Annotated in this window: 18 protein-coding genes; 10 read left to right on the top strand and 8 right to left on the bottom strand. The window is 72.6% G+C overall.

The annotated features are described in order from the left end of the window. Positions 1-84: 84 nt before the first annotated feature. From FHX78_RS20775 to galE, 3 genes are all read left to right on the top strand, one after another. Complete coding sequence (locus FHX78_RS20775; RefSeq protein WP_145868930.1) at positions 85-591, top strand: MarR family winged helix-turn-helix transcriptional regulator; 507 nt, start codon at positions 85-87, stop codon at positions 589-591. Positions 592-679: 88 nt separating this feature from the next. Further along, a complete protein-coding gene (locus FHX78_RS20770; RefSeq protein ID WP_145868929.1) occupies positions 680-2,281 on the top strand; it encodes a glycosyltransferase family 2 protein in 1,602 nt (533 codons plus the stop codon). Between the two features lie 40 nt (positions 2,282-2,321). Then, a complete protein-coding gene (galE, locus tag FHX78_RS20765) occupies positions 2,322-3,302 on the top strand; it encodes a UDP-glucose 4-epimerase GalE (RefSeq protein ID WP_145868928.1) in 981 nt (326 codons plus the stop codon). A 250-nt stretch (positions 3,303-3,552) separates the two neighbouring features. Here galE and FHX78_RS20760 read toward each other — a convergent pair whose 3' ends face one another. After that, positions 3,553-4,179, bottom strand: coding sequence for a TetR/AcrR family transcriptional regulator (locus FHX78_RS20760; RefSeq protein ID WP_145868927.1), 627 nt, complete (start codon positions 4,177-4,179; stop codon positions 3,553-3,555). A 145-nt stretch (positions 4,180-4,324) separates the two neighbouring features. On the opposite strand from FHX78_RS20760, the gene FHX78_RS20755 reads away from it, so the two are divergent. From FHX78_RS20755 to FHX78_RS20740, 4 genes are all read left to right on the top strand, one after another. Further along, positions 4,325-5,251, top strand: a complete 927-nt coding sequence (locus FHX78_RS20755; RefSeq protein ID WP_145868926.1) for an ABC transporter permease — start codon at positions 4,325-4,327, stop codon at positions 5,249-5,251. After that, positions 5,244-6,128 (top strand): ABC transporter ATP-binding protein, encoded by an 885-nt coding sequence (locus tag FHX78_RS20750; protein ID WP_145868925.1) that lies wholly within the window; start codon positions 5,244-5,246, stop codon positions 6,126-6,128. The genes FHX78_RS20755 and FHX78_RS20750 overlap by 8 nt, the downstream gene beginning before the upstream one ends. A gap of 228 nt (positions 6,129-6,356) precedes the next feature. Beyond that, the gene (locus FHX78_RS20745) at positions 6,357-8,555 is read left to right on the top strand and encodes a CDP-glycerol glycerophosphotransferase family protein (RefSeq protein WP_145868924.1); all 2,199 of its coding nucleotides are present in this window, start codon (positions 6,357-6,359) and stop codon (positions 8,553-8,555) included. Continuing rightward, positions 8,552-10,225: a glycosyltransferase family 2 protein gene (locus FHX78_RS20740; protein WP_145868923.1), complete on the top strand. Its 1,674-nt coding sequence runs from the start codon at positions 8,552-8,554 to the stop codon at positions 10,223-10,225. The genes FHX78_RS20745 and FHX78_RS20740 overlap by 4 nt, the downstream gene beginning before the upstream one ends. 16 nt (positions 10,226-10,241) lie before the next feature. Here FHX78_RS20740 and FHX78_RS20735 read toward each other — a convergent pair whose 3' ends face one another. From FHX78_RS20735 to FHX78_RS20720, 4 genes are all read right to left on the bottom strand, one after another. After that, positions 10,242-11,762 (bottom strand): hypothetical protein, encoded by a 1,521-nt coding sequence (locus tag FHX78_RS20735; protein ID WP_145868922.1) that lies wholly within the window; start codon positions 11,760-11,762, stop codon positions 10,242-10,244. A 140-nt stretch (positions 11,763-11,902) separates the two neighbouring features. Next, positions 11,903-16,855 carry an NAD-glutamate dehydrogenase gene (locus FHX78_RS20730; protein ID WP_145868921.1) on the bottom strand — a complete coding sequence of 1,651 codons (4,953 nt, stop codon included), beginning with the start codon at positions 16,853-16,855 and terminating at the stop codon, positions 11,903-11,905. Between the two features lie 466 nt (positions 16,856-17,321). Further along, a complete protein-coding gene (locus FHX78_RS20725) occupies positions 17,322-17,993 on the bottom strand; it encodes an HAD family hydrolase (protein WP_145868920.1) in 672 nt (223 codons plus the stop codon). Positions 17,994-18,038: 45 nt separating this feature from the next. Next, entirely contained in the window at positions 18,039-18,545 is a 507-nt protein-coding gene (locus FHX78_RS20720; RefSeq protein ID WP_145868919.1) for a DUF6912 family protein, read from the bottom strand. Positions 18,546-19,202: 657 nt separating this feature from the next. On the opposite strand from FHX78_RS20720, the gene FHX78_RS37530 reads away from it, so the two are divergent. Continuing rightward, the gene (locus FHX78_RS37530) at positions 19,203-19,790 is read left to right on the top strand and encodes an Rv3235 family protein (protein ID WP_229924221.1); all 588 of its coding nucleotides are present in this window, start codon (positions 19,203-19,205) and stop codon (positions 19,788-19,790) included. A 75-nt stretch (positions 19,791-19,865) separates the two neighbouring features. Here FHX78_RS37530 and secA read toward each other — a convergent pair whose 3' ends face one another. Further along, on the bottom strand, positions 19,866-22,712 hold the full coding sequence (gene secA, locus FHX78_RS20710; RefSeq protein ID WP_145868917.1) for a preprotein translocase subunit SecA: 2,847 nt from the start codon (positions 22,710-22,712) through the stop codon (positions 19,866-19,868). Between the two features lie 280 nt (positions 22,713-22,992). Between secA and FHX78_RS20705 the strand changes: the two genes are divergently transcribed. After that, positions 22,993-23,562 (top strand): GNAT family N-acetyltransferase, encoded by a 570-nt coding sequence (locus FHX78_RS20705; protein WP_145868916.1) that lies wholly within the window; start codon positions 22,993-22,995, stop codon positions 23,560-23,562. Positions 23,563-23,611: 49 nt separating this feature from the next. Then, on the top strand, positions 23,612-24,799 hold the full coding sequence (locus FHX78_RS20700) for a winged helix-turn-helix domain-containing protein (protein ID WP_145868915.1): 1,188 nt from the start codon (positions 23,612-23,614) through the stop codon (positions 24,797-24,799). Between the two features lie 7 nt (positions 24,800-24,806). On the opposite strand, the gene FHX78_RS20695 is transcribed toward FHX78_RS20700, so the two are convergent. Further along, positions 24,807-25,553, bottom strand: coding sequence for a response regulator (locus tag FHX78_RS20695; RefSeq protein ID WP_145868914.1), 747 nt, complete (start codon positions 25,551-25,553; stop codon positions 24,807-24,809). 204 nt (positions 25,554-25,757) lie between these two features. Then, entirely contained in the window at positions 25,758-26,450 is a 693-nt protein-coding gene (hpf, locus tag FHX78_RS20690) for a ribosome hibernation-promoting factor, HPF/YfiA family (RefSeq protein WP_145868913.1), read from the bottom strand. Between the last annotated feature and the right edge of the window lie 189 nt (positions 26,451-26,639).

Below are 26,639 nucleotides of genomic sequence, written 5' to 3'. Positions count from 1 at the left end.
TGGGCCCGGCGCCGTGCGACCACAAGTAGAGCACACAATTCAATTGCGCACAACTGAATGGGCCGCCGGAGCTACCCTGGACGCATGACAGCGACCCCGACGCCACCGCCCGCGCCCCCCGCGGCACCCCCGCAGGGGGACCCCGCGGACAACTGGCTCCGCCTCGACCAACAGATCTGCCTCAGCCTGAACGCCGCGGTCCGCGCCTTCAACGGCGTCTACCGGGTGATCCTCAAGGACCTGGGGCTCACCTATCCGCAGTACCTCGTCATGCTGGCGCTGTGGGAGCACGGGACCCTGCCCGTGAAGAGGCTCGGCGAGCTGCTGCGACTGGACTCCGGCACGCTGTCGCCGCTGCTCAAGCGGCTGGAGACGGCCGGTCTGGTGCGCCGGGAGCGCAGCGCGCGCGACGAGCGGTCGGTGGAGGTCCGACCCACCGAGGAGGGCGCCGAGATGCGGCAGCGGGCCCTGGCCGTCCCGCGCCGGATCGCCGCCGCCACCGGCTTCGAGCTCGACGAGGTCCGCGACCTGAGCGACCGCCTCCACCGGCTGACCACCGCACTGGACAGGGCGGCCGCGAACGGCGCGTGACGGCGGCGCCGGGCATGGAGATACGTGTACGGAACGTCCCCAAGCGGGCAAAGGGTAGGAACAGCCCATACCATGCCCCAAGGACGCCATGCACCCCCATCGCCCCCAAGTGGCCGTCGTCGTCATCGGCCACGACGACGCCGCCCATGTGACCGACGCCGTGCGCTCGGCGCTCGGGCAGGGACCCGCCGTGCGCGAGGTCGTCGCCGTCGACGACTGCTCGACGGACGACAGCGCCGGCCTGCTGGAGCGGCTGGCCGCCGGGGAACCGCGGCTGCGGGTGATCCGGCACCCCGTCAACAGCGGCGGCTGCGGCACCCCGCGCAACACCGGCATCGACGCGGTGACCTCGCCGTACGTGATGTTCCTGGACAGCGACGACGTGCTGCCGCCCGGTGCGGTGGACGCGCTGCTCAGCGCCGCGGCCGGGGCGGACGCGCAGGTCGCGGGCGGGCTGTGCGTGCGCCGCGAACTGCCGTCGGGGCGCGAGGTGCCGTGGGAGCCGGCCCTGTACGCCGGGCCCGCCGTGATCGCCCGCCCGGAGCACCGCCCGCGCCTGGTCCACGACACCCTCTGCGTCAACAAGCTGTACGCCACGGCCTTCCTCCGCGAGCACGGCATCCGCTTCCCCGACGGCCGCTTCCCCTACGAGGACCTGGTCTTCACCGCGCGGGTGTGGGCCGCCGCCCCGCGCGTCGCCCTCGTCCCAGACCGGGTGTACGTCTGGCACGTGCGCCGGTCCGCGCGACGGCTGTCGATCTCGCTGGACCGCGCGGGCATCGACAACTGGCGCGCCCGCACCCACGCGTGCCGCACCGCCCACGACATCCTGCTCGGCGCCGGCCGGAAACGGCTGGCGCGCCGGGCCCGGGCCAAGTTCCTCGACCACGACCTGCGCATGTACGCGCGCGAACTGCCCCTGCGCGACGAGGACTACCGGCGCCGCTGGTGGACGCACACCCGGGAGTTCCTCGCGGACTACGACGCCGCCGACTGGGCCCGCGACCCCCTCGCACCAGGCCGCCTGATCGGACGGGTCGTACGGGCCTGCCCCGAGCCGCGCGACCTGCCCCGCCTGCGGGAGCTGGCGGCCCGGCCGGCCCGGCTGTGTCCCCCGTACGCCCGCGCGGGGGACGGCACGCCGTGCTGGTCGGCCGATCTGCCCGAGGTCTCCCTGGAGCCGCTGCTCACCCGCCCGGTGCCCTTCCTGCCGCTCGCCGTGGACGCCGAACTGCGGCCCCGCGCGGGCGGCATGCGGCTGCGGCTGCGCCTGCACGAGCTGTACGGCCGGGTGGCACAGGCGGGCCCGGAGACGGTGGAGGTGGAGTGGCGGCACCGGGACCGGGACGGCACGGCCGTCCGCTGCACGGTGCCGCTGCGGGCGTCCGGCGCGGGCACCTGGGTCGCGGAGACCGGGGTGCGGCCGGACCGGCTGGCCACGCTCGGCACCGGCGCCTGGGACCTGCGGCTGCGGGTGCGCTTCCGGGACGGCGCCGGCCGCCGCGTCACCGCCCACGCGCTCGCCGGACCGGGCCTGCTGCGCCGCCGCGCGGTACCGAGCCCCCGGCACGGCGTGGTGCTGGTGCGGCCGTACGCCACGCACTCCGGCTCGCTGGCCCTGCGCGTGGCGACCGGGGTGCGCGGAGTCGTGCCGGTGCTGCGCGGAAGGATCTGGCGCCTGCTTCACTGAGAGCGCGGAGACACGGCCAACGACGAGGGGACGGCCATCCATGACCTGGTTGATCACGGGCGGCGCCGGCTACATCGGGGCGCACGTCGTACGGGCGATGACCGAGGCGGGCGAACGGACGGTGGTGTACGACGACCTGTCCACCGGCCTCGCCGACCGGGTGCCGGACGGCGTGCCGCTGGTCGTCGGCTCGACCCTGGACGGCGAGCGGGTGGCCCGCGCCCTCGTCGGCCACGGGATCACCGGCGTCGTCCACCTGGCGGCGAAGAAGCAGGTGGGCGAGTCGGTCGAACGGCCCCTGCACTACTACCGGGAGAACGTGGAGGGCCTGCGCGTCCTGCTGGACGCGGTGACGGCGGCCGGGGTGCGCTCCTTCGTGTTCTCGTCGTCGGCGGCGGTGTACGGCATGCCGGACGTGGACCTCGTGACGGAGGAGACCCCCTGCGCGCCCATGTCGCCGTACGGCGAGACCAAGCTGGCCGGCGAGTGGCTGGTCCGCGCGGCCGGCCGGGCGGCCGGACTGTCCACGGCGTGCCTGCGCTACTTCAACGTGGCCGGTGCCGCGCGCCCCGACCTCGCCGACACCGGGGTCTTCAACCTCATCCCGATGATCTTCGAGAAGCTGACCGAGGACGCGCCCCCGCGCGTCTTCGGCGACGACTACCCGACCCCCGACGGCACCTGCGTCCGCGACTACATCCACGTCGTCGACCTGGCCGAGGCCCATGTGGCGGCGGCCCGCGCCCTGCGCTCCGCCCCCGGCCGGGACCTCACCGTCAACATCGGCCGGGGCGAGGGCGTCTCCGTCCGGGAGATGATCGACCGCGTCAACGCCCTCACCGGCCACGACCGCCCGCCCGTGGTCACGCCCCGCCGCCCCGGCGACCCCGCCCGCGTCGTCGCCTCCGCCGACCGGGCGGCCACGGAACTGGCCTGGAAGGCCCGCCACACCGTCGACGACATGATCACCTCCGCCTGGCAGGGCTGGACCCGCCTGCACCCGGAGGCGGGTCGCCACTAGGTCCGGCTGTCCCGACCGCCGCGAGCCGTACCGAACGCGCGGTGGGCGCCGTGGGCGCATCGCGTCCGGCTTGGGTCGCCTTCGCCCGCCCGCGGCGATCGGCCCGGGCGGGGACACGGGCGGGGGGCGCCGGCGGGAGCGGTCCCCGGCATCAGAGCCGTACCCGCACGCCGGGCCGAGGCGCTGCGCGTGCCGCCGCCCGGGTTCGGAAACCGGCCGCGGCGGCAGTGCGGGGGCCGCGGCCCCCGCGTCACAGCGCCCTGAGCGCCGCGGTCGTGGCGCGCGCCAGCGCGGCCAGGTAGCCCTTGGGAAGCTTCGGGTTGCGAATGACCACCGAGCGCCAGTACAGGGGTCCCGAGATCAGGTCCAGGGCCAGGGCGGGATCGGCGCCCGGGCGCACCTCGCCCCGGGTCTGCGCGGCCGTGACGATGCCCTTGGCGACTCCGTCCTGGCCCTCGCGCAGCGCCTTCTGCACGGCCTCGGCCATGTCGGGGTTGCGGGCGGCCTCGGCCTGGAGGTCGGGGAGGATCTGCGAGGCGACGGGGTGGCGCAGGGCGCGGGAGGTGACCTCGTACAGCAGACGCAGGTCGCCCTCGAGCGAGCCGGTGTCGGGGGCGGGCAGGCCCTGCACGGCGATCGCGGACACCAGGTCGAGGACCAGGTGCAGTTTGGAGCGCCAGCGGCGGTACACCGCGGTCTTGCCGACGCCCGCGCGGCGCGCGATCCCCTCGATCGACATCCGCGCGTAGCCGACGGCGGCGAGTTCCTCGAAGACGGCCGCCCGGATGGCCTCCGTCACGTCCTCCCGCAGGACGGCGGCCCCGGCGGGGGCCCGGCGGCGCGGACGCGGCTGGGGCTCGTCGGCGTTCGTCGTCATGCGGACAGCATAGGCAGCCGCCGGCGTCACGACGAAACGGTTGCGTTCCGACGTCCGTTCGGCCTACGCTCCCGTTGCGACGATACGGTCCCGTCCCGACGTACGAAACCCGTTGCCACCCCCCTCCTCCTAGAAAGCAGCGGATGTGAGTCAGGTCCTCCACACACCGCCCCCCGCACCGGCCGCCGCCTCCGGCGAGGACGATCTCGCGGCCCTCGCCGCCCGCCACGGCCTCACGGTCAGCGGCGCCCGGCCGTCCCTCTTCGAGTACGTCCGTCAGCTCTGGGGGCGGCGGCACTTCATCCTCGCCTTCTCCCAGGCGAAGCTGACCGCCCAGTACAGCCAGGCCAAGCTCGGCCAGCTGTGGCAGGTGGCGACCCCGCTGCTCAACGCGGCGGTGTACTTCTTCATCTTCGGCCTGCTACTCGGCGCCCGCCGGGGCATCCCGCACGACGTCTACGTGCCGTTCCTGGTGACGGGCGTGTTCGTGTTCACCTTCACGCAGAGCTCGGTGCTCGCCGGTGTGCGCGCCATCTCCGGCAACCTGGGGCTGGTGCGGGCGCTGCACTTCCCGCGGGCCTCGCTGCCGGTGTCGTTCGCGCTCCAGCAGTTGCAGCAGCTGCTGTTCTCGATGCTGGTGCTGGTCGTGGTCGTGATGGCGTTCGGGAGCTTCCCGGCGCTGTCGTGGCTGCTGGTGGTGCCGGCGCTGCTGCTGCAGTTCGTGTTCAACACCGGTCTGGCGCTGATCTTCGCGCGGATGGGCAGCAAGACGCCCGACCTGGCCCAGCTGATGCCGTTCGTGCTGCGGACCTGGATGTACGCGTCCGGCGTGATGTTCAGCATCCCGGCGATGCTCGCCGACAAGGACGTCCCCGGCTGGCTCGCCGACGTGCTGCAGTGGAACCCGGCCGCGGTCTACATGGACCTGGTCCGCTTCGCGCTGATCGACGACTACGGCTCCTCGTACCTGCCGCCGCACGTGTGGGCGGTCGCCCTCGGCTGGGCGCTGCTGGCCGGCGCCGCCGGCTTCATCTACTTCTGGAAGGCTGAGGAGACGTACGGCCGTGGCTGACGACACCACCGACAAGCGCACCGGGGAGAAGATCCCGACCGTCATCGCCGACGGCGTGGACATCGTCTACCGGGTCAACGGCACCGGCGGCGGACGCGGCTCCGCCACCGCCGCCCTCAACCGCATCCTGCGCCGCAAGCAGACCGAGAAGGCGTCCGGTGTGCGCCGGGTGCACGCCGTGCGGAACGTGTCCTTCGTGGCGTACCGGGGCGAGGCGATCGGGCTCATCGGCACCAACGGCTCGGGCAAGTCGACCCTGCTCAAGGCCGTGGCCGGCCTGCTCCCGGTGGAGAACGGCCGCATCTACACCGACGGCCAGCCCTCCCTGCTCGGCGTCAACGCGGCCCTGATGCGCGACCTGACCGGTGAGCGCAACGTCCACCTCGGCGGGCTCGCCATGGGCATGTCCCGCGAGGAGATCCGGGAGCGCTACGAGGACATCGTCGACTTCTCCGGCATCAACGAGAAGGGCGACTTCATCACCCTGCCGATGCGCACCTACTCCTCCGGCATGGCGGCCCGGCTGCGCTTCTCCATCGCCGCCGCCAAGGACCACGACGTCCTCCTCGTCGACGAGGCGCTGGCCACCGGCGACCGCTCCTTCCAGAAGCGTTCCGAGGCCCGCATCCGCGAGCTGCGCAAGCGGGCCGGGACGGTGTTCCTGGTCAGCCACAACAACAAGTCGATCCGCGACACCTGCGACCGCGTGCTCTGGCTGGAGCGCGGCGAACTGCGCATGGACGGGCCCACCGACGAGGTGCTCAAGGAGTACGAGGCGTTCACCGGCGGCACGGACAAGGCCGACAAGGCCCGCACACCGGCACCGAAGCCGAAGCCCCGGGCCGAGCAGGGCGAGGCGAAGGTTCCGCTTCCGTAGGCAAAGGTTCCGCCGTAGGCGAAGCTTCCGCTCCCGTCGTGAGGCGGGCGGCGCGGCGCCCGGCAGCTCACTCCACGCGCGTGGTGCGCCTCCCGCGTGAAGCAAGGACGGCGTGCGCCCCTCTCATGCGGCGCACGCCCGCGCGTCCCCGCAGCCGCTTCGTCGTATTGGTGCCAATATGACCGAAGAGGATTGTCCGGAGCGACGAGCAGCCGAAGGAGCCCCGCGATGCCCGAGCTCAGCGTCATCGTCCACGGGCCGAACACCCAGGACCATCTGACCGGCCTCCTCGACTCCCTCGTCGCCCACCCCCTGCCGGACACCGAGATCGTCGTCGCCGCCGTCGGCGACTGGGCCCGCCGGACGGCCCAGCGGCACACCCCCCACCTCCAGGTGCTCCCGCTGCCCGACGGCACGTCCGACGCGGCGGCCCGGACCGCGGGGGCCGCGCGGGCCACCGGCCGCTGGCTGCACTTCGTCCGCGCCAAGGACGGTGTGCCCCCCGGCAGTCCGCGCGCGGTCGCCGAACGGGCCGCCGAACTCCCCGACACCGTCGACGTCCTGCTCGTCGACCACCTCCGCAGCACCTGGCGCAGCTCCGGCCTGCCCTCGGCGGACGGCCCCCTGCTCGCCCGCGCGGGCCGCACCGACCTCGCCCTCGACGACAGCGCCCACCTGCTGCGTCTGGCCCCGCTGCTCGGCACCCGCGTCCTGCGCGCCGGCTTCTGGCGGGCGCACGAGGAGGCGCTCACCACCGACGACGAACCGCGCGCCGCCCTCGCCGCCCTCCTGCTCGCCGGCCGTGTCGCCTGCCTGCCGCAGATCGCCCACGAGGACCGCCGGCTGCGGTCCGCCAGCCTCCCGCCGCTCACGGCCGAACAGCGCTACGCCCTCGTCGACCGCTACGAGAGCCTCCTCGACCTGGTCCGCGAGCGCCCCGCCGTCCACACCGTGCTCTACGAGATCATGGTCCGCGACTGCCTGCGCGCCTTCGCCCGCGGTGACATGCCCGAGGCGGTGGCCCGGGAGTTCTTCCACCGCGCCTCGGTGGCCGCACTGCGCCGCCGCCCCGAGGGCCACCCGCGCCCCGCCGGCGTCGAGGGCATCCGCCGCTCGCTCCTGGAGGAGGGCGCCTACACCAAGTACCGCGCCTTCCAGCGGGCCAACCGCGCCCGCCGCACCGTGCGTTCCACGGTGCGCACCGGACGGCACCGGCTCGCCGACCGGGTCCGCGACCTCCAGTACCGCAAGGCCCTGCACCGGCCGGTCGACCCGCGTCTGGCGGTGTTCGCCGCCTACTGGAACCGCGGGGTCGCCTGCAATCCGGCCGCGATCGCCGCCAAGCTCGCCGAACTCGCCCCGCACATCCACCCCGTGTGGGTGGTCACCCACCGGAACGTGGCGCTCCTCCCGCCCGGCACCGACCACGTCGTCCCCGGCACCCGCCGCTACTGGGAGGTGCTCGCCACCGCGAAGTACCTCGTCAACAACGTCAACTTCCCGAACGCGGTGGTCAAACGCCCCGACGCGGTCCACCTCCAGACCCACCACGGCACCCCCCTCAAACGCATGGGCCTGGACCAGATGCCGTACCCGGCCGCCGCCCGGGGCCTGGACTTCGCCGCCCTGCTGGAGCGCGTCGACAAGTGGGACTTCAGCGTCTCCGCCAACAGCCACACCACCCGCATGTGGGAGCGCGCCTACCCGTCCCGGTACGTCTCGCTGGACTACGGCTATCCGCGCAACGACGTCTACTACACGGCCGGCGCCGACGACATCCGCGCGATCCGCGCCCGCCTCGGCATCCCGCCCGGCCGCCGGGCCGTGCTCTACGCGCCCACGCACCGCGACTACGAGGCCGCCTGGACCCCGCGCCTGGACCTCGCCGCGCTCGCCGACCGCCTCGGCGAGGACACCGTCCTGCTGGTGCGCGGCCACTACTTCTACGAGGGCGCCGCCTCCCCGCTGACCGGTCTGCGCCGCTCCGGGCGCGTCGTGGACGTCTCCTCCTACGACCCCGTCGAGGTGCTGTGCCTGGCCGCCGACGCCCTGGTCACGGACTACTCGTCGATCATGTTCGACTACGCCAACCTCGACCGCCCGATCGTCGTCCACGCCGACGACTGGGAGACGTACCGCACCACGCGCGGCGTCTACTTCGACCTGATGGCCGAGGCACCCGGCCCGGTGGCCCGCACCCAGGAGGAGCTCACCGGGATCCTCACCACCGACGCCTGGCGCGACGAGGGCGCGGCGAAGGCACGGGCCGCCTTCCGGCGCCGGTTCTGCGAGTACGACGACGGCCGCGCCGCCGAACGCGTGGTGCGCCGGGTCTTCCTCGGCCAGGACGAGGCGTCGCTGCCCCCGGTGCTGCCCGTCGAGCAGCGCACCCCGGCGCCGAGCCCCGAGGAGGCGTGCCCGTCATGACCACCGCCGGCACCCCCGACGTCACCGTCACGGTGATCGTGCACAACGACGCCGGACGGCTCCCCCGCGCGGTGGAGTCCGTCCGCCGCCAGACCCACCGCGACCTCGAGATCGTCATCAGCGACGACCACTCGACGGACGACACGCCCCGGGTGGCGCGGGCACTGGCGGCCCGGGACCCGCGGATCCGGTACCTGCGCCTGCCGGAGAACAGCGGAGGGTGCAGCGCGCCGCGCAACCGCGCCCTGGAGATCGCGCGGGCGCCGCACCTGATGTTCCTCGACAGCGACGACGAACTCCCCGCGGAGTCGGTCGCCTCCCTGCTCGCCGCCCACCGCGAACGCGACATCGACTTCGCGATGGGCGCGGTGCGGCGGATCCGGGTGGACACCGGCCGCCACTCCACCTGGATGCCGCACCTCGTCGCGGAGCGCCGCACCCTGGACGGGATCGAGGCCGACCCCCGGCTGTTCTTCGAGCACCTGGCGACCAGCAAGATGTACGCCCGCGCCTTCCTCGACCGCCACGACCTGCGCTTCCCCGAGGGCATCCACTACGAGGACCAGCTGTTCTCGGCGCAGGCGTACTGCCTGGCCAAGAGGTTCACCGTGATCCCCGAGCCGGTCTACCTCTGGTACGTCGCCCCGTACGCGGGCTCGGAGGCGGCGTCCATCTCCAACCAGCGCCATCTGCTCACCAACGTCCGCGACCGGATCCACGTGCAGCGGCTGATCGACGCCTTCCTGGTGGAGAGCGGGCACGAGGCGCTGCGCGAGGACAAGGACCACAAGTTCCTGAAGCACGACTTCCGGATGTACGCGGGCGATCTGCCCTACCGGGACGAGGAGTGGCTGGACACCTTCGCCGACCTGGTGAACCCGTACCTGGCGACCCTGTCGCCGGGCGCGTACGCCCGGCTTCCGCGCGCCGAGCGGGTGGTGCTCCAGCTGGTCCGCGACCGGCGGACGGCCGAGGCGCGGCTGGCCGCCCGGGGCCTGGGGCACGCCGTCGCCCCCCGGCGGCTGACCACGGACGCGGACGGCCGCCCCTACTGGGGCGAGCACGTCCCCGAGTCCGCCGACGCCCGCCGCGAGCTGGACCTGACCGACCTGGGGCTGGACACCCGCCCGTTCCCCGCCGCCCAGTTCCGGCACGAGATCACGCGGCTCACCCGCGGCCCGGGCGCCTGCGTCGACCTGACCGTGCGGACCTACGACCCGGCGCTGCGGCTCCCGGTCGGCCCGCAGCGCGCGAGCCTGCTCCTCTCGCCCGGCCGGCGCCGCCTCGCCTTCCCCTTCCGGCTCTCCCCCGTCCGCCCCGGCGTCTTCGAGGGCCGGGTCCGCCTCGACCCGGCGGCCGCGCGCCTCCCGGTGAGCGGCTTCGCGGGGGTGCGTCACCCGATGGTCCGCCTCACCTGCCGGGGGCAGGGCAACCGGGGCATCCTGCTGGCGCCGCTCGCCTTCCCGCCGCTGACGACCCGGATCCCCTACCGCTCCGGTGCCTCCCCGCACCTCCTCACCGTCGAACCGGAGGGCCACGACCCGGGGCGGCTCCAGCTCCGCTGGGAACCGGTGGGCGTCGCCGCGGCCGTCCTGTGCCCGGTGGCCGGCCGGCTGGCCCGCTCCCGGGTGCGCGGCCCGGCCCGCCTGGTGGCGAGCGCGCTGCGGTGACCACCGGCGCGCCCGCTCAGGGCACCGCGTAGAGCACCTGCCCCCCGGGGCCCCGCGCCACCGCCCGCAGCCGGGTCCCGTCCAGGGCGCCGGTCCCGTCCACCACCCACCGCACCCCGTACTCCCGCTCTATCCCCCGCCGCACGGACTCCGGGGTCCGCTCGGCGAAGTAGGTCCCCGTGGCGGCCGTGCGGCGGGCCTCGTCCGGGAGGAAGAAGTCGGGGTAGCCGGGGGCGACCGTGTAGGGGCCGTACGCCGGGATCTGGCGGGCCGGGCGCCCCTCGGCCATGACCACGTCGCCGTACCGCACCCACGGCGTGATCCAGCGGTACCCCGTCCACGGCGGCCGGTACCTGTCCTCCACCGCCTGCGGCAGCGCACCGCGCGGCACCACGTACCCGAGCGTCCCCGACTGCGCCCACCCGCCGAGCGCCAGCGCCCCGGCGAGCAGGACCGCCCAGCCGGCGCGCGGCCACCGGCGCCCCGCCCCGACCGCCTCCAGCGCCACCGCGAGCTGCGCCGGGACGATGGCGGCGGGCAGGGCCCGCCCCCACGAGTAGTGGCCGCTCAGCCACCCCGCCGCGACGACCAGCGCGCCCAGCGCGCAGAAGACCACCAGCGGATCCCGGTGGTCGCGCCGCCACCGCGGGACCAGCGCGGCCACACCGAGCAGCACCAGCCCGTACCGTGCGCCCGGGTGCCCGTACAGCACCCGGTGCACCGGCTCCAGCCCGTCCCCGGCACCGGACAGGGCGAAGAAGTCGTAGTACGGCCAGGCCCACAGCACCACCGCCCCCGCCGCCGCTCCGGCGGCCCACCGGATCCGCACCGCCCGCCCGGGCCGGGCGGCGACCACCGTGGCGAGCGCCCCCACCGTGGCGACCACGCCCGCGAACTGGTGGCAGAGCAGGATCACCGCCCACAGCACCCCCAGCCCGAGCCACACCGCCCACCCGGCCGCGCCGCGCACCGCCCGGGTCAGCCACGCCCAGAAGTGGAAGGCGAGGCCGAGGGTGAAGGTGCTCGGGTACGACACCGTCAGCGCGAGCGAGTTCAGCCCCAGGAAGCCGCTCCACAGGAACGGCGTCGTGCCCCACAGGAGCAGCAGGCTCAGCAGGGCCAGCGCGGGCGCGGCCCGGTGCGCGCTCAGCGTCCGCACGTACCGCCACACGCCCGTCACCAGCAGCGCCAGTCCGGCCGCGGCGGCCAGCCGCAGGACCGCGAACACGGGCAGGCCCGTCACCCGGGCGACGGTGCCGAGCAGCAGCATCCACGGCGAGTAGTACGGGCTCGGGGTGTCCGCGTCGACCAGCGGGTTGCCCGGGTCGAGCGGACTGTGCCGCAGGCGCTGCACGGTCGCCGCGTGCATGCCCAGGTCACCGACCCAGGGGAGCCGCACGACCACCAGGGCGAGCAGGGCGAGGACGAGCCCGGCGGCGACCGGGGCCACGGTCCGGACGGCGGACGGCGGACGGCCGGCGGCGTGCCGTGCGCCGGCCGTCCCGGACCGGGGGGACGACGAGAATCGGACAGTCACACTTAAGGCTTGACCGGGAACGGCGCTCCCGCACCGCGTGGCGGCCGATGCCCACCTAAGGCACCACAACGGCGCGAGGGGCGCCCCGGACCCGACAGGCCCGGAACACCCCTCGCCGCGTGCCGCGCGACCCGCGTGTCCTACGAGTGCGACCGCAGCAGCGTGCGCATCGTCCGCATCGCCACCGACAGGTTGGCCAGGTCGAACGTGTCGGAGCCGTGGATCTCCTCCAGCGTGGTGCGCGCCCGGCCCAGCAGCGCCGCGTTCTTCTGCTCCCACAGCGCGAAGCGCTGCTGCGGCGTCGACGTGCCGTTGCCCGCGGCCAGGACGTCCGCGGTCACCGCCGCGTGCGCCGCGTACAGGTCCTCGCGGATCGCCGCGCGGGCCATGGACTGCCACCGGTCGGCGCGCGGCAGCTCGATGATGCGGTCCATCAGCTGGGTGATGCGCAGCCGGTCGGCGAGGTCGTAGTACACCTCGGCGACGTCCAGCGGCTCCTTGCCCATCCGGTCGGCCACCGACACGATGTCGACCGTCGGGAAGGCGGAGGAGAACCCGGCCACGCGGGTGGCCAGCTCGTCCGGGACACCGGAGCCGGCCAGCTCGTCGTAGATCTTCTGGTACCAGTCCAGGTCCGCGCCGCGCAGCAGCTTCGGCAGCTGCGACCAGACCTGCTCGACGCGGTCGGCGAAGAACTCCACCGTCTCCTGGAGCTCCAGCGGCTGCGGCCGGTTGTTGAGCAGCCAGCGCGTGCCGCGCTCCACCAGCCGGCGCGAGTGCAGCCGGATCCGGGTCTGGATGTCGGCGTCGACCTTGTTGTCGAGCGCCTCCACCCCGTCCCACACCACCGAGGAGCGGAAGATCGCGCGGGCCGCGGTCTGCGCCCGGACGATCTCCTCCAGCGACGCGCCGGTCTCCTCGCGCAGCCGGTGCAGGTACGTCGTACCGCCCGTGTTGACCGTGTCGTTGACCAGGACGGTCGTGGTGATCTCGCGGCGCAGCGGGTGGCTGTCGATGTGGTCGACGAACTGCTCGCGCAGCGCCGACGGGAAGTAGGCGTGCAGCAGCACCTTCAGGTACGGGTCGTCGGGCAGCGAGGTGTGCAGCAGCTCCTCGGCGACCGTGATCTTCGTGTACGCCAGCAGCACGGCCGTCTCGGGGCCGGTCAGGCCCTGCCCGGAGCCGAGCCGTTCCCGGATCTGGCGGTCGGTGGGCAGGAACTCCAGGGCCCGGTCGAGGTGGCCCTCGCGCACCAGGTGCTTCAGGAAGCGCTGCTGGGCGTGGAGCATGTCCTTGGACTGGGCCAGCGCGTTGGCGATGGCGGTGTTCTGCGCGTAGTTGTTGCGCAGCACCAGCCGGCCGACCTCGTCGGTCATCTCGGCGAGCAGCTTGTTGCGCTGCTTGACCGTCATGTCACCGTCCGTGACCAGGCCGTTCAGCAGGATCTTGATGTTCACCTCGTGGTCGGAGGTGTCCACGCCCGCGCTGTTGTCGATGGCGTCGGTGTTGATCCGGCCGCCGTGCAGGGCGAACTCGATCCGGCCGAGCTGGGTCAGGCCCAGGTTGCCGCCCTCGCCGACCACCTTGACGCGCAGGTCCCTGCCGTCGACGCGGATGGCGTCGTTGGCCTTGTCGCCGACGTCGGCGTTGGACTCGCCGGACGCCTTGACGTACGTACCGATGCCGCCGTTCCACAGCAGGTCCACCGGCGCCTTGAGGATCGCCTTCATCAGGTCGGCCGGGGTCATCTTGGTGACGCCGGGCTCGATGCCGAGGGCCTCGCGGATCTGCGAGTTGACCGTGATGGCCTTGGCGCTGCGCGGGAAGATCCCGCCGCCCGCCGAGAGCAGCTCGGTGTTGTAGTCGGCCCAGGAGCTGCGCGGCAGCTCGAACAGGCGGCGGCGCTCGGCGTAGGAGACGGCCGCGTCCGGGTTGGGGTCGATGACGATGTGCCGGTGGTCGAAGGCGGCGACCAGGCGGATGTGCTCGCTGAGCAGCATGCCGTTGCCGAACACGTCACCGGACATGTCGCCGATGCCGACGACCGTGAAGTCCTGGGTCTGGGTGTCCACGCCCAGCTCCCGGAAGTGCCGCTTGACGGACTCCCAGGCGCCGCGGGCGGTGATGCCCATGCCCTTGTGGTCGTAGCCCGCGCTGCCGCCGGAGGCGAAGGCGTCGCCGAGCCAGAAGTCGTAGCTCTCGGCGACCTCGTTGGCGATGTCGGAGAAGGTGGCGGTGCCCTTGTCGGCGGCGACGACGAGGTAGGTGTCGTCCTCGTCGTGCCGGACGACGTCCGCCGGGGGCACGACCTCGCCGGCCACCATGTTGTCGGTGATGTCGAGCAGCGCCGAGATGAACGTCTTGTAGGAGGCGATGCCCTCCGCCATCCACGCGTCGCGGTCCACGGACGGGTCCGGGAGCTGCTTGGCGACGAAGCCGCCCTTGGCGCCGACCGGCACGATGACGGTGTTCTTCACCATCTGCGCCTTGACCAGGCCGAGGATCTCGGTGCGGAAGTCCTCACGGCGGTCCGACCAGCGCAGACCACCGCGCGCGACCTTGCCGAACCGCAGGTGCACGCCCTCCACGCGCGGCGAGTACACCCAGATCTCGAACGCCGGGCGGGGCGCCGGGAGGTCGGGGATGGCCTGCGGGTCGAACTTCATGGAGACGTAGTCGTGCGGCGTACCGTCGCTCGCCTCCTGGAAGAAGTTGGTGCGCAGGGTCGCCTTGATGACGGTGAGGAAGGAGCGCAGGATGCGGTCCTCGTCCAGCGAGGCCACCTGGTCCAGGGCCGCGTCGACCTCCTCCAGCAGCGCGTCCACCAGTTCGTAGCCGGCGCGCTGCCGGTCCGGCGACATCCGCGCCTCGAACAGGGAGACCAGCAGCCGGGTGGTGTGGACGTTGGTGCGGAGGGTGTCCTCCATGTAGTCCTGGCTGAAGGTGGAACCGGCCTGGCGCAGGTACTTGGCGTACGCCCGCAGCACCATGGCCTGGCGCCAGGTCAGCCCGGCGCCCAGCACCAGGGCGTTGAAGCCGTCGTTCTCCGCCTTGCCGGTCCAGGTCGCCGCGAAGGCGTCCTGGAACCGCTCGCGCGCGTCGTCACCGAGGTAGTCGACGCTCCCGCCGGCCGCCCTGGGCATGCGCAGACCGAAGTCGTAGATCCAGGCCACGCTGCGGTCGGAGCACCGCAGCTCGTACGGCCGCTCGTCGACGACCTCGACGCCGAGCCGCTGGAGCACGGGCAGCACCGCGGAGAGGGAGACGGCCTCCCCCTTGCGGTAGATCTTGAAGCGGCGCTCCTCGGGGGCCGCGCCGACCGGCTCGTACAGGCTGAGCTCGAAGTTGCGCTCGTCGTCGAGCTGTTCGACACGGGCCAGGTCGGCGACCGCGCCGCGCGGGGAGTGGTCGGCCTTGTAGCCCTCGGGGAAGGCGCCCGCGTAGCGGCGCAGCAGCTCGGCGGCGCGCTCCTCGCCGAACTCGGCGTTCAGCGCCTCGGCGAAGCCGTCGGCCCAGGAGCGGGCGGCCTCGACGAGCCGCGCCTCGATGCGCTCCTTGTCGGCGTCGGACAGCTCCGGCAGTTCGGTGCCCTGCGGGACGCGGACCACGAAGTGCAGCCGGGAGAGGACCGACTCGGTGTTCCAGGCGGTGAAGTCGACGCTGATGCCGCCGAGTTCCTCCTTGAGGATGTCGATGATCCTCAGGCGCACCCCGGTGGTGTAGCGGTCGCGCGGCAGGTAGACGAGGGCGGAGTAGTAGCGCCCGTACTCGTCCTGGCGCAGGTAGAGCCGCAGGCGGCGGCGCTCCTGGAGGTAGAGCACCGAGGTGACGATGGGCTGGAGCTCGCCGACGGGGGTCTGGAACAGCTCGTCGCGCGGGTAGGTCTCCAGGATCTGGAGCAGGTCGCGCCCGTCGTGGCTGTGCGGCGAGAAGCCGGCGCGCTCCAGGACCTCCTCGACCTTGCGCCGGATCACCGGCACCCGGCGCACGGACTCGGTGTAGGCGGCGGACGAGAACAGTCCGAGGAAGCGCCGCTCACCGACGACGTTGCCGTCCGCGTCGAACTTCTTGACGCCGATGTAGTCCAGGTACGACGGCCGGTGCACGGTGGCCCGGCTGTTGGCCTTGGTCAGCACCAGCAGCTTGTGCTCGCGCGCCTTGGCCCGGGCGTCGGCGGGCAGCCGCTCGAAGGACGGGCTGACCGGGTGGCTCTCGTCGGTGGCGTGGTGCGGGTCGGCGCGCAGGATGCCGAGGCCGGTGCCGGGGACGGCGCCGAGCGAGTCGTCGTCGCGCAGTTCGTACTCGCGGTAGCCGAGGAAGGTGAAGTGGTCGTCGGCGAGCCAGCGCAGCAGCTCGCGGGCCTCCTCGACCTGCGGCGCGGGCAGGTCGGCGGGGACCGGCTCACCGGGCAGCGCCTCGGCCAGCCGGGTCGCGGCCTGGCGCATCTTGCCCCAGTCCTCGACGGCCTCGCGGACGTCGGACAGGATCCGCAGCAGGTCGGCGGTGATCTGCTTGAGGTCGCCGCGGTCGGTCTCGCGGTCGATCTCCACGTGGATCCAGGACTCGACGTGCGCGTCGTGCGGCAGGTCGCGCGCGTCGTGCGGGAGGTCGCCGCCGGCCGGGGTGGGCAGCACCTCGATCAGCTTGCCGGTGACGTCCCGGCGCACGACGAACTGCGGGTGGATGACGACGTGGATGCCGCGGCCCTGGCGGGTCAGCTCGTTGGTGACGGAGTCGACCAGGAAGGGCATGTCGTCGGTGACCACCTCGACGACGGAGTGGCTGCACGTCCAGCCGTTCTCCTCGACGGTCGGGGTGTGGACCCGGACGTTGGCCGTGCCCTGGGGGCGGCTCTCGGCGAGCCGGTAGTGCGAGACAGCGGCCCCGAAGATGTCGACCGGGTCGCGGTCGGCGAGGTCCTCCGGTGCGGTGTGCAGGTAGTAGCGCTGGAGGAACGCGAGCACGGAGTCCCGGTCGGGCGCGCCCTCGTCCGTCGTCCCAGTCGGTAGTTTCCCCCCGGCCGGGCTGTTCTCAGCTACCCGGGCCGCCCTGTCGAGCAGCTCGGCCTTGGCTTCGTCCAGCTTGGTCTGCATGGTCCTCTGGCTCCTGTCGCGCGCCATTGCGTGACGTAGAAGGAAGTACGGTCTCTGACCTCGTGGTGCGGTGATACGACGCGGGGTGTCCGGTCTGTGCCGACGCTATGCCGCGAGGTGAGATGGGCGGGGGCTTCTCGGCCGAATTCGACGTGCCCGACGGGTGTGACGCTGCTCTCCACGACGCCTGCCCCTTGGGGGTGCGCCGTGTCCCGTGCCGCCCGCGAGGATCAGCGACCGCCACCCGGTCACGGATGTCGTCCGTGCTCGCCGGGCGCACAGCAGGGACACCGAGGTCCCCGCGAGCTATCGCGCTGATCACGCCACCAAGGCTATCGCTCCTTGCGGGGGCCCCGTCATGAGCCGTATGTGTACAAAACCGGGGCGGTAACTTTGACGTTCTGCACAGTGCGCCGCGTACCCCGGCTGTCCTCCGGTATCCCCCGGTGTCCCCGGGGGACGCCGGTCAGGCCGCCGCCGCCAGGCGTTCCGCCTCCGTCACCGCGTCCCTCAGGGTGTCCACCACCGGGACCCCCACCGCCTCCAGGCTCGCCCGGCCGTGCGAGCCGCCCGTGTACAGCACGGCCCGCGCCCCCACGTGGCGGGCGGCCAGCGCGTCGTCGGCCGCGTCACCGATCACCACTGTGCGCGCCGGGTCGACGCCGGTGAGCGCGCCGAGGTGGCGCACCATGTGCTCCGCCTTGCTGCCCCCGGACGGTCCGGTCCGCCCGTCGACCCGTAGGAAGTGCGCCTCGATCCCGAAGCCCCTCACCAGCGGGAGCAGGTCCTCGTGCCCGTACATGCTGAGGATCGACTGGCTGCGGCCCGCCGACGCCCATCCCGCCAGCAGGTCCTCCACGCCGTCCGCGAGGCCGCAGCGCACCCGGTGCTCCGTGTAGTAGCGGTGGAAGGTGGCGTCCATCAGCTCCCACTCGGCCCCGGTGGGCAGCCGCCCCATCAGCCGCTCGTAGAACTTCGGCACCGGCACGCAGTACAGCTCCCGGTACCGCTCCAGTGTGATGGGCTCCAGGCCCAGCTCGGCGAAGGCCGCGTTCGTCGCCCCGATGACCGCGTCGACGTCGTGGAACAACGTGCCGTTCCAGTCCCAGACGATGTGCGCGTCCCTGTGCGTCCCCATGCCGGAAAACGTACCGGCACCCGCTGACATCCGGGAGGGCGCGGTTCAGCCCACCAGGTTGGGGATCTCCTGCGTGGCGTACCACAGCAGCTCGTGGTCCTCCGCCCCGTCCACCACGAACTGGGCGTCGTCGTCCCCGCCGTCCGCCGCGGGCAGCGCGTCCGCGGCGGCCGTCACGTCCGCCTCCGCGTCCGCCGCGTCCACGTGCACCGCGGCCGCCTCGGCCAGCCGTACGGTCCCGGCGACCCGCACCTCGCCGAGCGCGGCCGGGTCCAGACCGCGGTCCGGGTCGACCGAGGCGGCGCCGTCGGGTACGTCCACGGCGACCACGACCCGGCGCCGGGGCGCGGCGGGGTCCGCGGCGAGCAGCCGCAGGGAGGCCAGCGCGGCGCGGCTCAGCGCGGCGTACTCCAGTTCCTCGATGTCGTCGGAGAGGTACCACTCGCGCAGCGCGGGCGTCACGGCGTAGGCGAGGAAGGGTCCTTCCCCCAGCTCACCCGTCTGGTGCGCCGCGGCGAGCCCGGGGAGGGTCAGGGGGACGTAGACGCGCATGCCGCCCGCTTTCGTATCGGTCCGGAAGGGGCTCCAGGATACGTGGGGGCGTCCCCGATCGGGTTGCTGCCCGCACCCCCGACCGCGTCCACTTCCGTCCGGGACGTCACCCGGTCCGCCCGCTCCCCCGCGGGCCGGAGCAGTCGCCGGCCACTCTGATAGGTGAACTTTCCGGCCGCCCCCACCCGTCCCGGTCCGCCTTGCCACCGGCGCCCGCCGGCCCGTACAAGATCCCCAACCACGAAGTTACCGCCCGGTATCTCCCGGCTTCCCGGCCGGCCGGGCCCGTAGAACGGGGTCCCCATGCACAAGGTCATGACCAGGGCGCAGCACCGCCCCGGCACCCGTCCCCCCGCCCGCCGCGACCCACGCCGCCCGGGCACCCCCACCCCTCTCCGCACCCCCGCACCGTCTCCCCGGGGCGGGCGACCGACCCCGTCCCCCGACGGTGAGCACCTCGCCGCTTCCCACGACGGTGGCCACCCCGCCCCGTCCGACGACGACAGGCACCCCGCCCCACCCCACGCCGGTGGCCACCCCGCCCCGCCCACGCCCCGCACCCCCGCCGGTCGGAGCGTCCCCGCCGCTCCCCCCGGGACGGGCCACCTGCCCGCCAGGAGGCCCGCCACCGCCCTTCTCCCCGACGGCGGCCGCCCGGTGCCCGCCGCTGTCCGCACCGGCACCACGCCGCCCCGTGTCCCCACCGGCGGGCCGGCTCCCGCGCCCTCGGCCGGAGGGGGCCGCCCGGCGTCCTCCGGCCCCTCCACCCGGCCCGCCGACAACCGTCCGCCCTCCCCGGCGGCCCGGACCCGGCGGCCGGCCTCCCCGGCCGGTTCCTTCCCCGGCACCCGTGGGGCCGCCGTCCCCCGCTCCGGCCGGGCCCCGCTGCGGCCCGTCGTCCCCCAGCCACGCCCCACCGACCGCTTCGCCGACCTGCTCCTCGCCGTCCTCAGCGGGCAGCGCCCCGTCCACGCCATGCTGCGGCACACCGCCGGCCAGGCCTACGACGAACTGGTGCGCCTGGCCGAGCGCGGCCCCCTGCGCACCCGCGGCGCCCGCCCCGTCGTCCGCGACATCGGCTGGTTCGAACCCCGTGAGGGCGCCATCGAGGCGTTCGCCCGCATCGGCGCCGGGGACAGACTGCGCGCCATGGCGTTCCGGCTGGAGCTGGGCCGGGACCTGCGCTGGCGCTGCACGGCGGTGGAACTGGGCGGCCCGCGCCCGCCCCGCGCGGACACCGCCTGAGCACGGCCCGAGGGCCGGACACCCTCCGGTGTCCGGCCCTCGGCCCGCTCACGACCGCTCCCGCAGGAGCGCGGCTCACTTCTTGCGGCGACGCCCGCCCTTGGCCTGCTTGCGCCGCTCCGCGCGCGTGAGGCCGTCGGCCTCGGAGCGCACCGGCTCCTCGTCCGTGGCGAGTTCGCCCTCGATGGTGCCGCCCTCGCCGTCCACGGTCGGCGCGGAGAAGTGCAGGTTCCGGCGCTGCGGGGCGTCGAGGCCCTTGGCCCGGATCTCCGGACGGGGACCCGCCTGCGCGGGCACCGCGTCCTGCTTCTCCAGATCGGCGACCGGCTTGGCCTCCTCGACCGGGACCTCCTCGACCTGCTGCTCGACCTGGACCTCCAGGTTGAACAGATAGCCGACGGACTCCTCCTTGATGCCGTCCATCATGGCCTGGAACATGTCGAAGCCCTCGCGCTGGTACTCGACCAGCGGGTCCTTCTGCGCCATCGCGCGCAGGCCGATGCCCTCCTGGAGGTAGTCCATCTCGTAGAGGTGCTCGCGCCACTTGCGGTCCAGGACCGACAGCACGACCCGGCGCTCCAGCTCACGCATGATCTCGGAGCCGAGCTGCGACTCACGCGCCTCGTACTGGGCGCGGATGTCGTCCTTGATGGACTCGGAGATGTACTCGGCCGTCAGACCGGCGCGGTCGCCGGCCGCCTCCTCCAGCTCCTCCACGGTGACGCTCACCGGGTAGAGCTGCTTGAACGCGCCCCACAGCCGGTCCAGGTCCCAGTCCTCGGGGAAGCCCTCGGCGGTCTCCGCCTGGACGTAGGCGTCGATGGTGTCGTCCATGAAGTGGTGGATCTGCTCCTGCAGGTCCTCGCCCTCCAGGACGCGGCGCCGCTCGCCGTAGATGACCTCGCGCTGCCGGTTGAGGACCTCGTCGTACTTCAGGACGTTCTTGCGCGTCTCGAAGTTCTGCGTCTCCACCTGCGACTGGGCGGAGGCGATCGCGCGCGTGACCATCTTGTTCTCGATCGGCACGTCGTCCGGCACGTTCGCCATGGACATCACGCGCTCGACCATCTGGGCCTTGAACAGGCGCATCAGGTCGTCACCGAGCGAGAGGTAGAACCGGGACTCGCCCGGGTCGCCCTGACGGCCGGAACGACCGCGCAGCTGGTTGTCGATGCGCCGCGACTCGTGCCGCTCGGTGCCGAGGACGTAGAGGCCGCCGATCTTCTCGACCTCCTCCTTCTCGGCCTTGACGGCCTGCTCGGCCCGCTTGAGCGCGTCGGGCAGGGCGTGCGCCCACTCCTCGATGTGCTCCTCGGGGTCGAGGCCCCGCTGGCGCAGCTCCGCCTCGGCGAGGTCCTCCGGGTTGCCGCCGAGCTTGATGTCCGTACCGCGGCCGGCCATGTTGGTGGCCACGGTGACGCTGCCCTTGCGGCCGGCCTGGGCGACGATCTGCGCCTCACGGTCGTGCTGCTTGGCGTTCAGCACCTCGTGCTGGATGCCCCGCTTGCTGAGCTGCTGCGACAGGTACTCGGACTTCTCGACGGAGGTCGTGCCGACGAGGATCGGCTGGCCCTTGCGGTGCTTCTCCTCGATGTCGTCGACGACCGCCTCGAACTTGGCGACCTCGGTGCGGTAGATCAGGTCCGACTGGTCCTTGCGGACCATCGGCCGGTTGGTCGGGATCGGCACCACGCCGAGCTTGTAGATCTGGTGGAACTCGGCGGCCTCGGTCATCGCCGTACCGGTCATGCCGCACAGACCCGGCATCTCCTTGCCGTCGTGGTCGTGGCGCTTGTAGAGGCGGAAGAAGTTCTGCAGCGTGATCGTGGCGAGCGTCTGGTTCTCGTCCTTGATCGGCACCGCTTCCTTCGCCTCGATGGCCTGGTGCATGCCCTCGTTGTAACGGCGTCCGGCGAGGATACGGCCGGTGTGCTCGTCCACGATCATGACTTCGTCGTCGATGATGACGTAGTCCTTGTCGCGCTTGAAGAGCTCCTTGGCCTTGATGGCGTTGTTCAGGTAGCCCACGAGCGGGGTGTTCACCGACTCGTACAGGTTGTCGATGCCCAGCCAGTCCTCGACCTTGGCGACGCCGGACTCGTGGATCGCGACCGTGCGCTTCTTCTCGTCGACGTCGTAGTCGCCGGTCTCCTCGATGCCCTTGAGCGGGTTGCCGGCCTCGCCGCGCTTGAGGCGCTTGACCAGCTTGGCGAAGTCGCCGTACCACTTGGTGGCCTGGTCGGCCGGGCCGGAGATGATCAGCGGCGTACGGGCCTCGTCGATGAGGATGGAGTCGACCTCGTCGACGATGGCGAAGTTGTGGCCGCGCTGGACCAGCTCCTCCTTGGACCACGCCATGTTGTCGCGCAGGTAGTCGAAGCCGAACTCGTTGTTCGTGCCGTAGGTGATGTCGCAGGCGTACTGCTCGCGGCGCTGGGCCGGCGTCATGTTGGCGAGGATGCAGCCGACGTCCAGGCCGAGGAAGCGGTGGACGCGGCCCATCATCTCGGAGTCGCGCTCGGCCAGGTAGTCGTTGACCGTGATGATGTGGACGCCCTCGCCGGACAGCGCGTTCAGATACGCGGGCAGGGTGCCGACGAGCGTCTTGCCCTCACCGGTCTTCATCTCGGCCACGTAGCCCATGTGGAGGGCGGCGCCGCCCATGATCTGGACGTCGTAGTGCCGCTGGCCCAGGACCCGCTTGGCGGCCTCGCGGACGGTGGCGAACGCCTCGGGCAGCAGGTCGTCCAGGCTCTCACCGTCGGCGTACCGCTGCTTGTACTCATCGGTGAGGGCCCGCAGCTCGGCGTCGGAGAGGCCTTCGAAGTCCTCTTCGATGGAGTTGACCTGGTCCGCGATGCGGTGCAGCTTGCGCAGGATTTTGCCTTCGCCTGCACGCATGATCTTCGAGAGGACGGACACGGGGGTTGGTCTCCTTGCCGGTCGGGCCTGGGACGGTCGGTTTCCATTTCACTGACTGAGCAACGGCCATCGTATGCGAGGACCCCGCCACGCCGGGAGGCCTGCCGTGGGGGTGACCGTCGGCTGCTTCCTATCCGTTTCACGGCTGCTTCAAAAGGACAACGTCCGGGGCCCTCGGATGGTGCCGCGTCACCTCGGCGAATTGTGCGAAGGGTGATCGTCGCCTCACGCACGGCGAAAGGGATGGCGCCGCCCGCCGCCGCGTGAGCAGAATCGGCCGATGGAACCCGTCACGCTCACCACCGGCCGTCTCCTGCTGCGCACGGTCGGCCCGCAGGAGACCGACGCCGTGTACGCCATCTGCCAGGACCCGGAGATCCAGCGCTGGACCACGATCCCGTCGCCCTACCTGCCCGAGCACGCGCGGGGTTTCACCGAGCAGATGGTCCCCGACGGCTGGGCGCACGGTTCGATGTTCACCTTCGGCGTCTTCCTGCCCACCGGGGAACTCACCGGCATGCTCAGCATCACCATGCGCTCCCTGGGCACGGGCGAGATCGGTTTCTGGGGGGCCAAGGAGCACCGCGGCAACGGCTACATCACCGAGGCCGCGCTCGCCGCCTCCCGCTGGGCGTTCACCCGGATGTCCATCGACCGCGTGGAGTGGCGCGCGGAGGTGGGCAACACGGCCTCCCGCGCGGTGGCCGAACGCGCGGGCTTCACCGTCGAGGGCGTCCTGCGCTCCTCGCTCAACAACAAGGGAGTGCTGCGGGACTGCTGGGTGGGCTCGCTGCTCCCCTCCGACCTGGGGCTCCCCTCGACGGCTCCCTACGTGCCGGGGCGGGTGTGAGCGAGGGGCCCCGCCCCGTTGTCAGTGGCGCCCTCTATCGTGCGGACGTATGACGACCCTCCCGCGTCCGACCACGGAACTCTCGGCAGACGAGGCCCGCCGCATAGCCCTGCGGGCCCAGGGCTTCCTCGGTGCCCCCGACCGCCGCTCCGGCGTCCGGGGCGTCCTGCGTCATCTGGGCGCGGTGCAGCTGGACACCATCTCCGTCCTCGCCCGCTCCCACGAACTCGTCCCGTACGCCCGCCTCGGCGCCGTGGGCCGCCGGACCGTCGAGGACGCCTACTGGAAGAAGGACTCCGAGCCTCCGCACGCGTTCGAGTACTGGTCGCACGCCGCGTGCATCCTCCCCGTCGAGGAGTGGCCGCACTTCGCCTTCCGCCGCCGCGCCTACCGCGACCGCCCGCACTGGGGCCACGACCTGCCCGACGGGGTCTACGAGCAGGTGATCAAGCAGCTGCGCGCGGAAGGCCCCCTCACGGCCACCGAGTTGGGCGGCGCCAAGCGCACCAGCGAGTGGTGGGACTGGTCGGGCACCAAGGTCGCCGTCGAGCGCGCCCTGATGCACGGCGAGGTGGTGTGCGTCGAGCGCCGCGGCTGGAAGCGGGTCTACGACCTCGCCGAGCGCGCGATCCCACAAGCGCTGCTGCACGACGAGCTGGACGACACCGAGTGCCTGCGCCGCCTGGTCGGCCTGGCCGGCCGCGCCCTCGGCGTCGGCACCCGCGCGGACATCGCCGACTACCACCGCCTCAAGGCCGAGCAGGTCGACGCGGTGATCGCCGGCTCGGGCCTGGTCCCGGTCACGGTGGAGGGCTGGTCGAAACCGGCCTGGGCCGATCCGGCCGCCCTGGAGACCCCGCCGCGCGGCCGGCACCGTACGACGCTGCTGTCCCCGTTCGACTCGCTGGTCTGGGAGCGGGCGCGCACGGAGCGGATCTTCGGCTTCACCCACCGCCTCGAGGCCTACGTCCCCAAAGCCAAGCGGGTGCACGGCTACTTCGCGATGCCGGTGCTCGCGGGCGGCCGGCTCGTCGGCCGGGTCGACCCGGCGCGTGAGGGCCGCACCCTGGTGGCCAAGCAGGTCACGCTGGACGGCCACAAGGCGGTGCCCGCCGTGGCTCAGGCGCTGGTGGAGGCGGCGGGCTGGGTGGACTGCACCAACGTCCGCGTGGAGCGGGTGGACGCACCCGAGCTGCGCGAGGCCCTCACCCTGGAGCTGGCCCGGGCCCTCGCCTGAACCGGCCTCAGCGGATCTCGAGGATCTTCTCCCGCATCGCGTAGACCACCGCCTCCATCCTGGAGTGCAGCTGCAGCTTCTCCAGGATGTTGCGCACGTGGTTCTTCACGGTGTTCTCGGAGATGAACAGTTCCTTGGCGATGTCGCGGTTGTTCTTCCCCGTGGCGACGAGCTTGAGGACTTCCAGCTCACGGTCCGTCAGCCGGGGCGCGGGCACGAGCCGCCGCTCGTCGGTGCGCTGGATCATCGACTTGAACTCGGTGAGCAGTTTCGACGCCATGGACGGACTGATCTGCGACTGCCCGTCGGCCACCGCGCGGATGGCGGTGGCCACCTCGTCCGTGGAGATCTCCTTGAGGAGGTAGCCGGTCGCGCCCGCCTTGATGGCGTCGTAGAGATCGGCTTCCTCGTCGCTGATCGTCAGCATGATGATCTTCGCGCTGGGGGCGACCTCCTTGATGGAGGTGCACGCTTCGATCCCGCCCCGCTTGGGCATCCGCACGTCCATCAGCACGATGTCGGGCAGCAGGTCGGCCGCCTTCTCCACGGCCTCGGCGCCGTCCCCCGCCTCGCCGACGACCTGGATGTCCTCCTCGGCCGCGAGCACGATCTCCAGTCCGCGGCGGAACAGCGCGTGGTCGTCCACCACAAGGACCCTGATCGGCTCCTTGCGTGGAGTGTCCGCGTCCGGGCCCGTGCCGGCGACGCCGTCGTCCGCGTCCCCGTCATGCATCGGTCCGAAGCTGTCCGCCATCGTTCCTCCCCCTGAAGGCTGTGGCCTGTGGTCCTGAGCCATCGCCAACCCAAGGCAACGGCCCACCGGTTGGGCCGTTGCCGCCATGATTCCATGCCCCGGGGACACTCCGGTGCCGGTGGGCGCGCCCGGTGGGCGCACACCGGTGCCCCTGGGGGCGCACACGCGCACCAGGGGCACCGGATCGGCTCACGCCCGGCAGGGTCAGCCGCCCAGTGTTCCGCCCGCCTCGGGGGAGTTGGTCGCGGTGACCATGGTGTCGGTGCTGAGGTGGATCACGCCGTAGTCGTAGGCGTGCCGTCGGTAGACGACACTGGGTTCCTTCGTCTCGGAGTCGACGAACAGATAGAAGTCGTGCCCCACCAGTTCCATCTCGTAGAGGGCCTGGTTGAGGGTCATGGGCGCTGCCACGTGGGTCTTCTCGCGGACGACGAGGGGTCCGTCACCCTGTACTTCCAGCGAGCCGATCTTCTTGGTCGGGACGGCCTCCCGCTCCTCCTCGACGGAGGGCGCGCCGGTCCCGTTGAGCGTCGCCGCGCCCGGGACGTGGTCGGGGACCTCCGCTGCGGAGATCCTGCGCGCACCGCGCCGCGAGAAACGCTTGTCGTGCTGCTTGCGCAGCCGGGCGTCCAGCTTTTCCGCTGCCAGGTCGAGCGCCGCGTACGGATCGCTCGCCGCTGCCTCCGCCCGGATCACCGGACCGCGGGAGCGGAGCGTGATCTCCACTCGGTCACTGCGGTCGGCCTGTCGGGGGTTGGGCTCCTTGGACACCTCGACGTCGAGGCTGATCACCTTGCCATCGAGCTTCTGGATCTTCTCCAGGTTCAGCTTCTCGGCCACGTGCTTCCGGAACCGCTCGGGCACCTCGGTCTTGCGGCCCTTGACGACGATGTCCACGCAGAACTCCGTTCCCGGATCACTCCGCTTTCTGTGCGGAGCGTCTCCCTTTTGCACCAGGCTCCGGTGACGTCCGGAACCTCGGACTCGGTGACTTCCACCTCCTCCCCCACGAGCGAGATCTCCACTCCACCGGCGCGGGGGCGCTTTTGCCGGAACCCGCGGCACGGCAATCGGATTCAAGAGGTG

This window comes from Streptomyces capillispiralis (genome assembly GCF_007829875.1).
Lineage (GTDB): Bacteria > Actinomycetota > Actinomycetes > Streptomycetales > Streptomycetaceae > Streptomyces > Streptomyces capillispiralis.
This window is presented reverse-complemented; position numbering and strand designations above follow the sequence as displayed.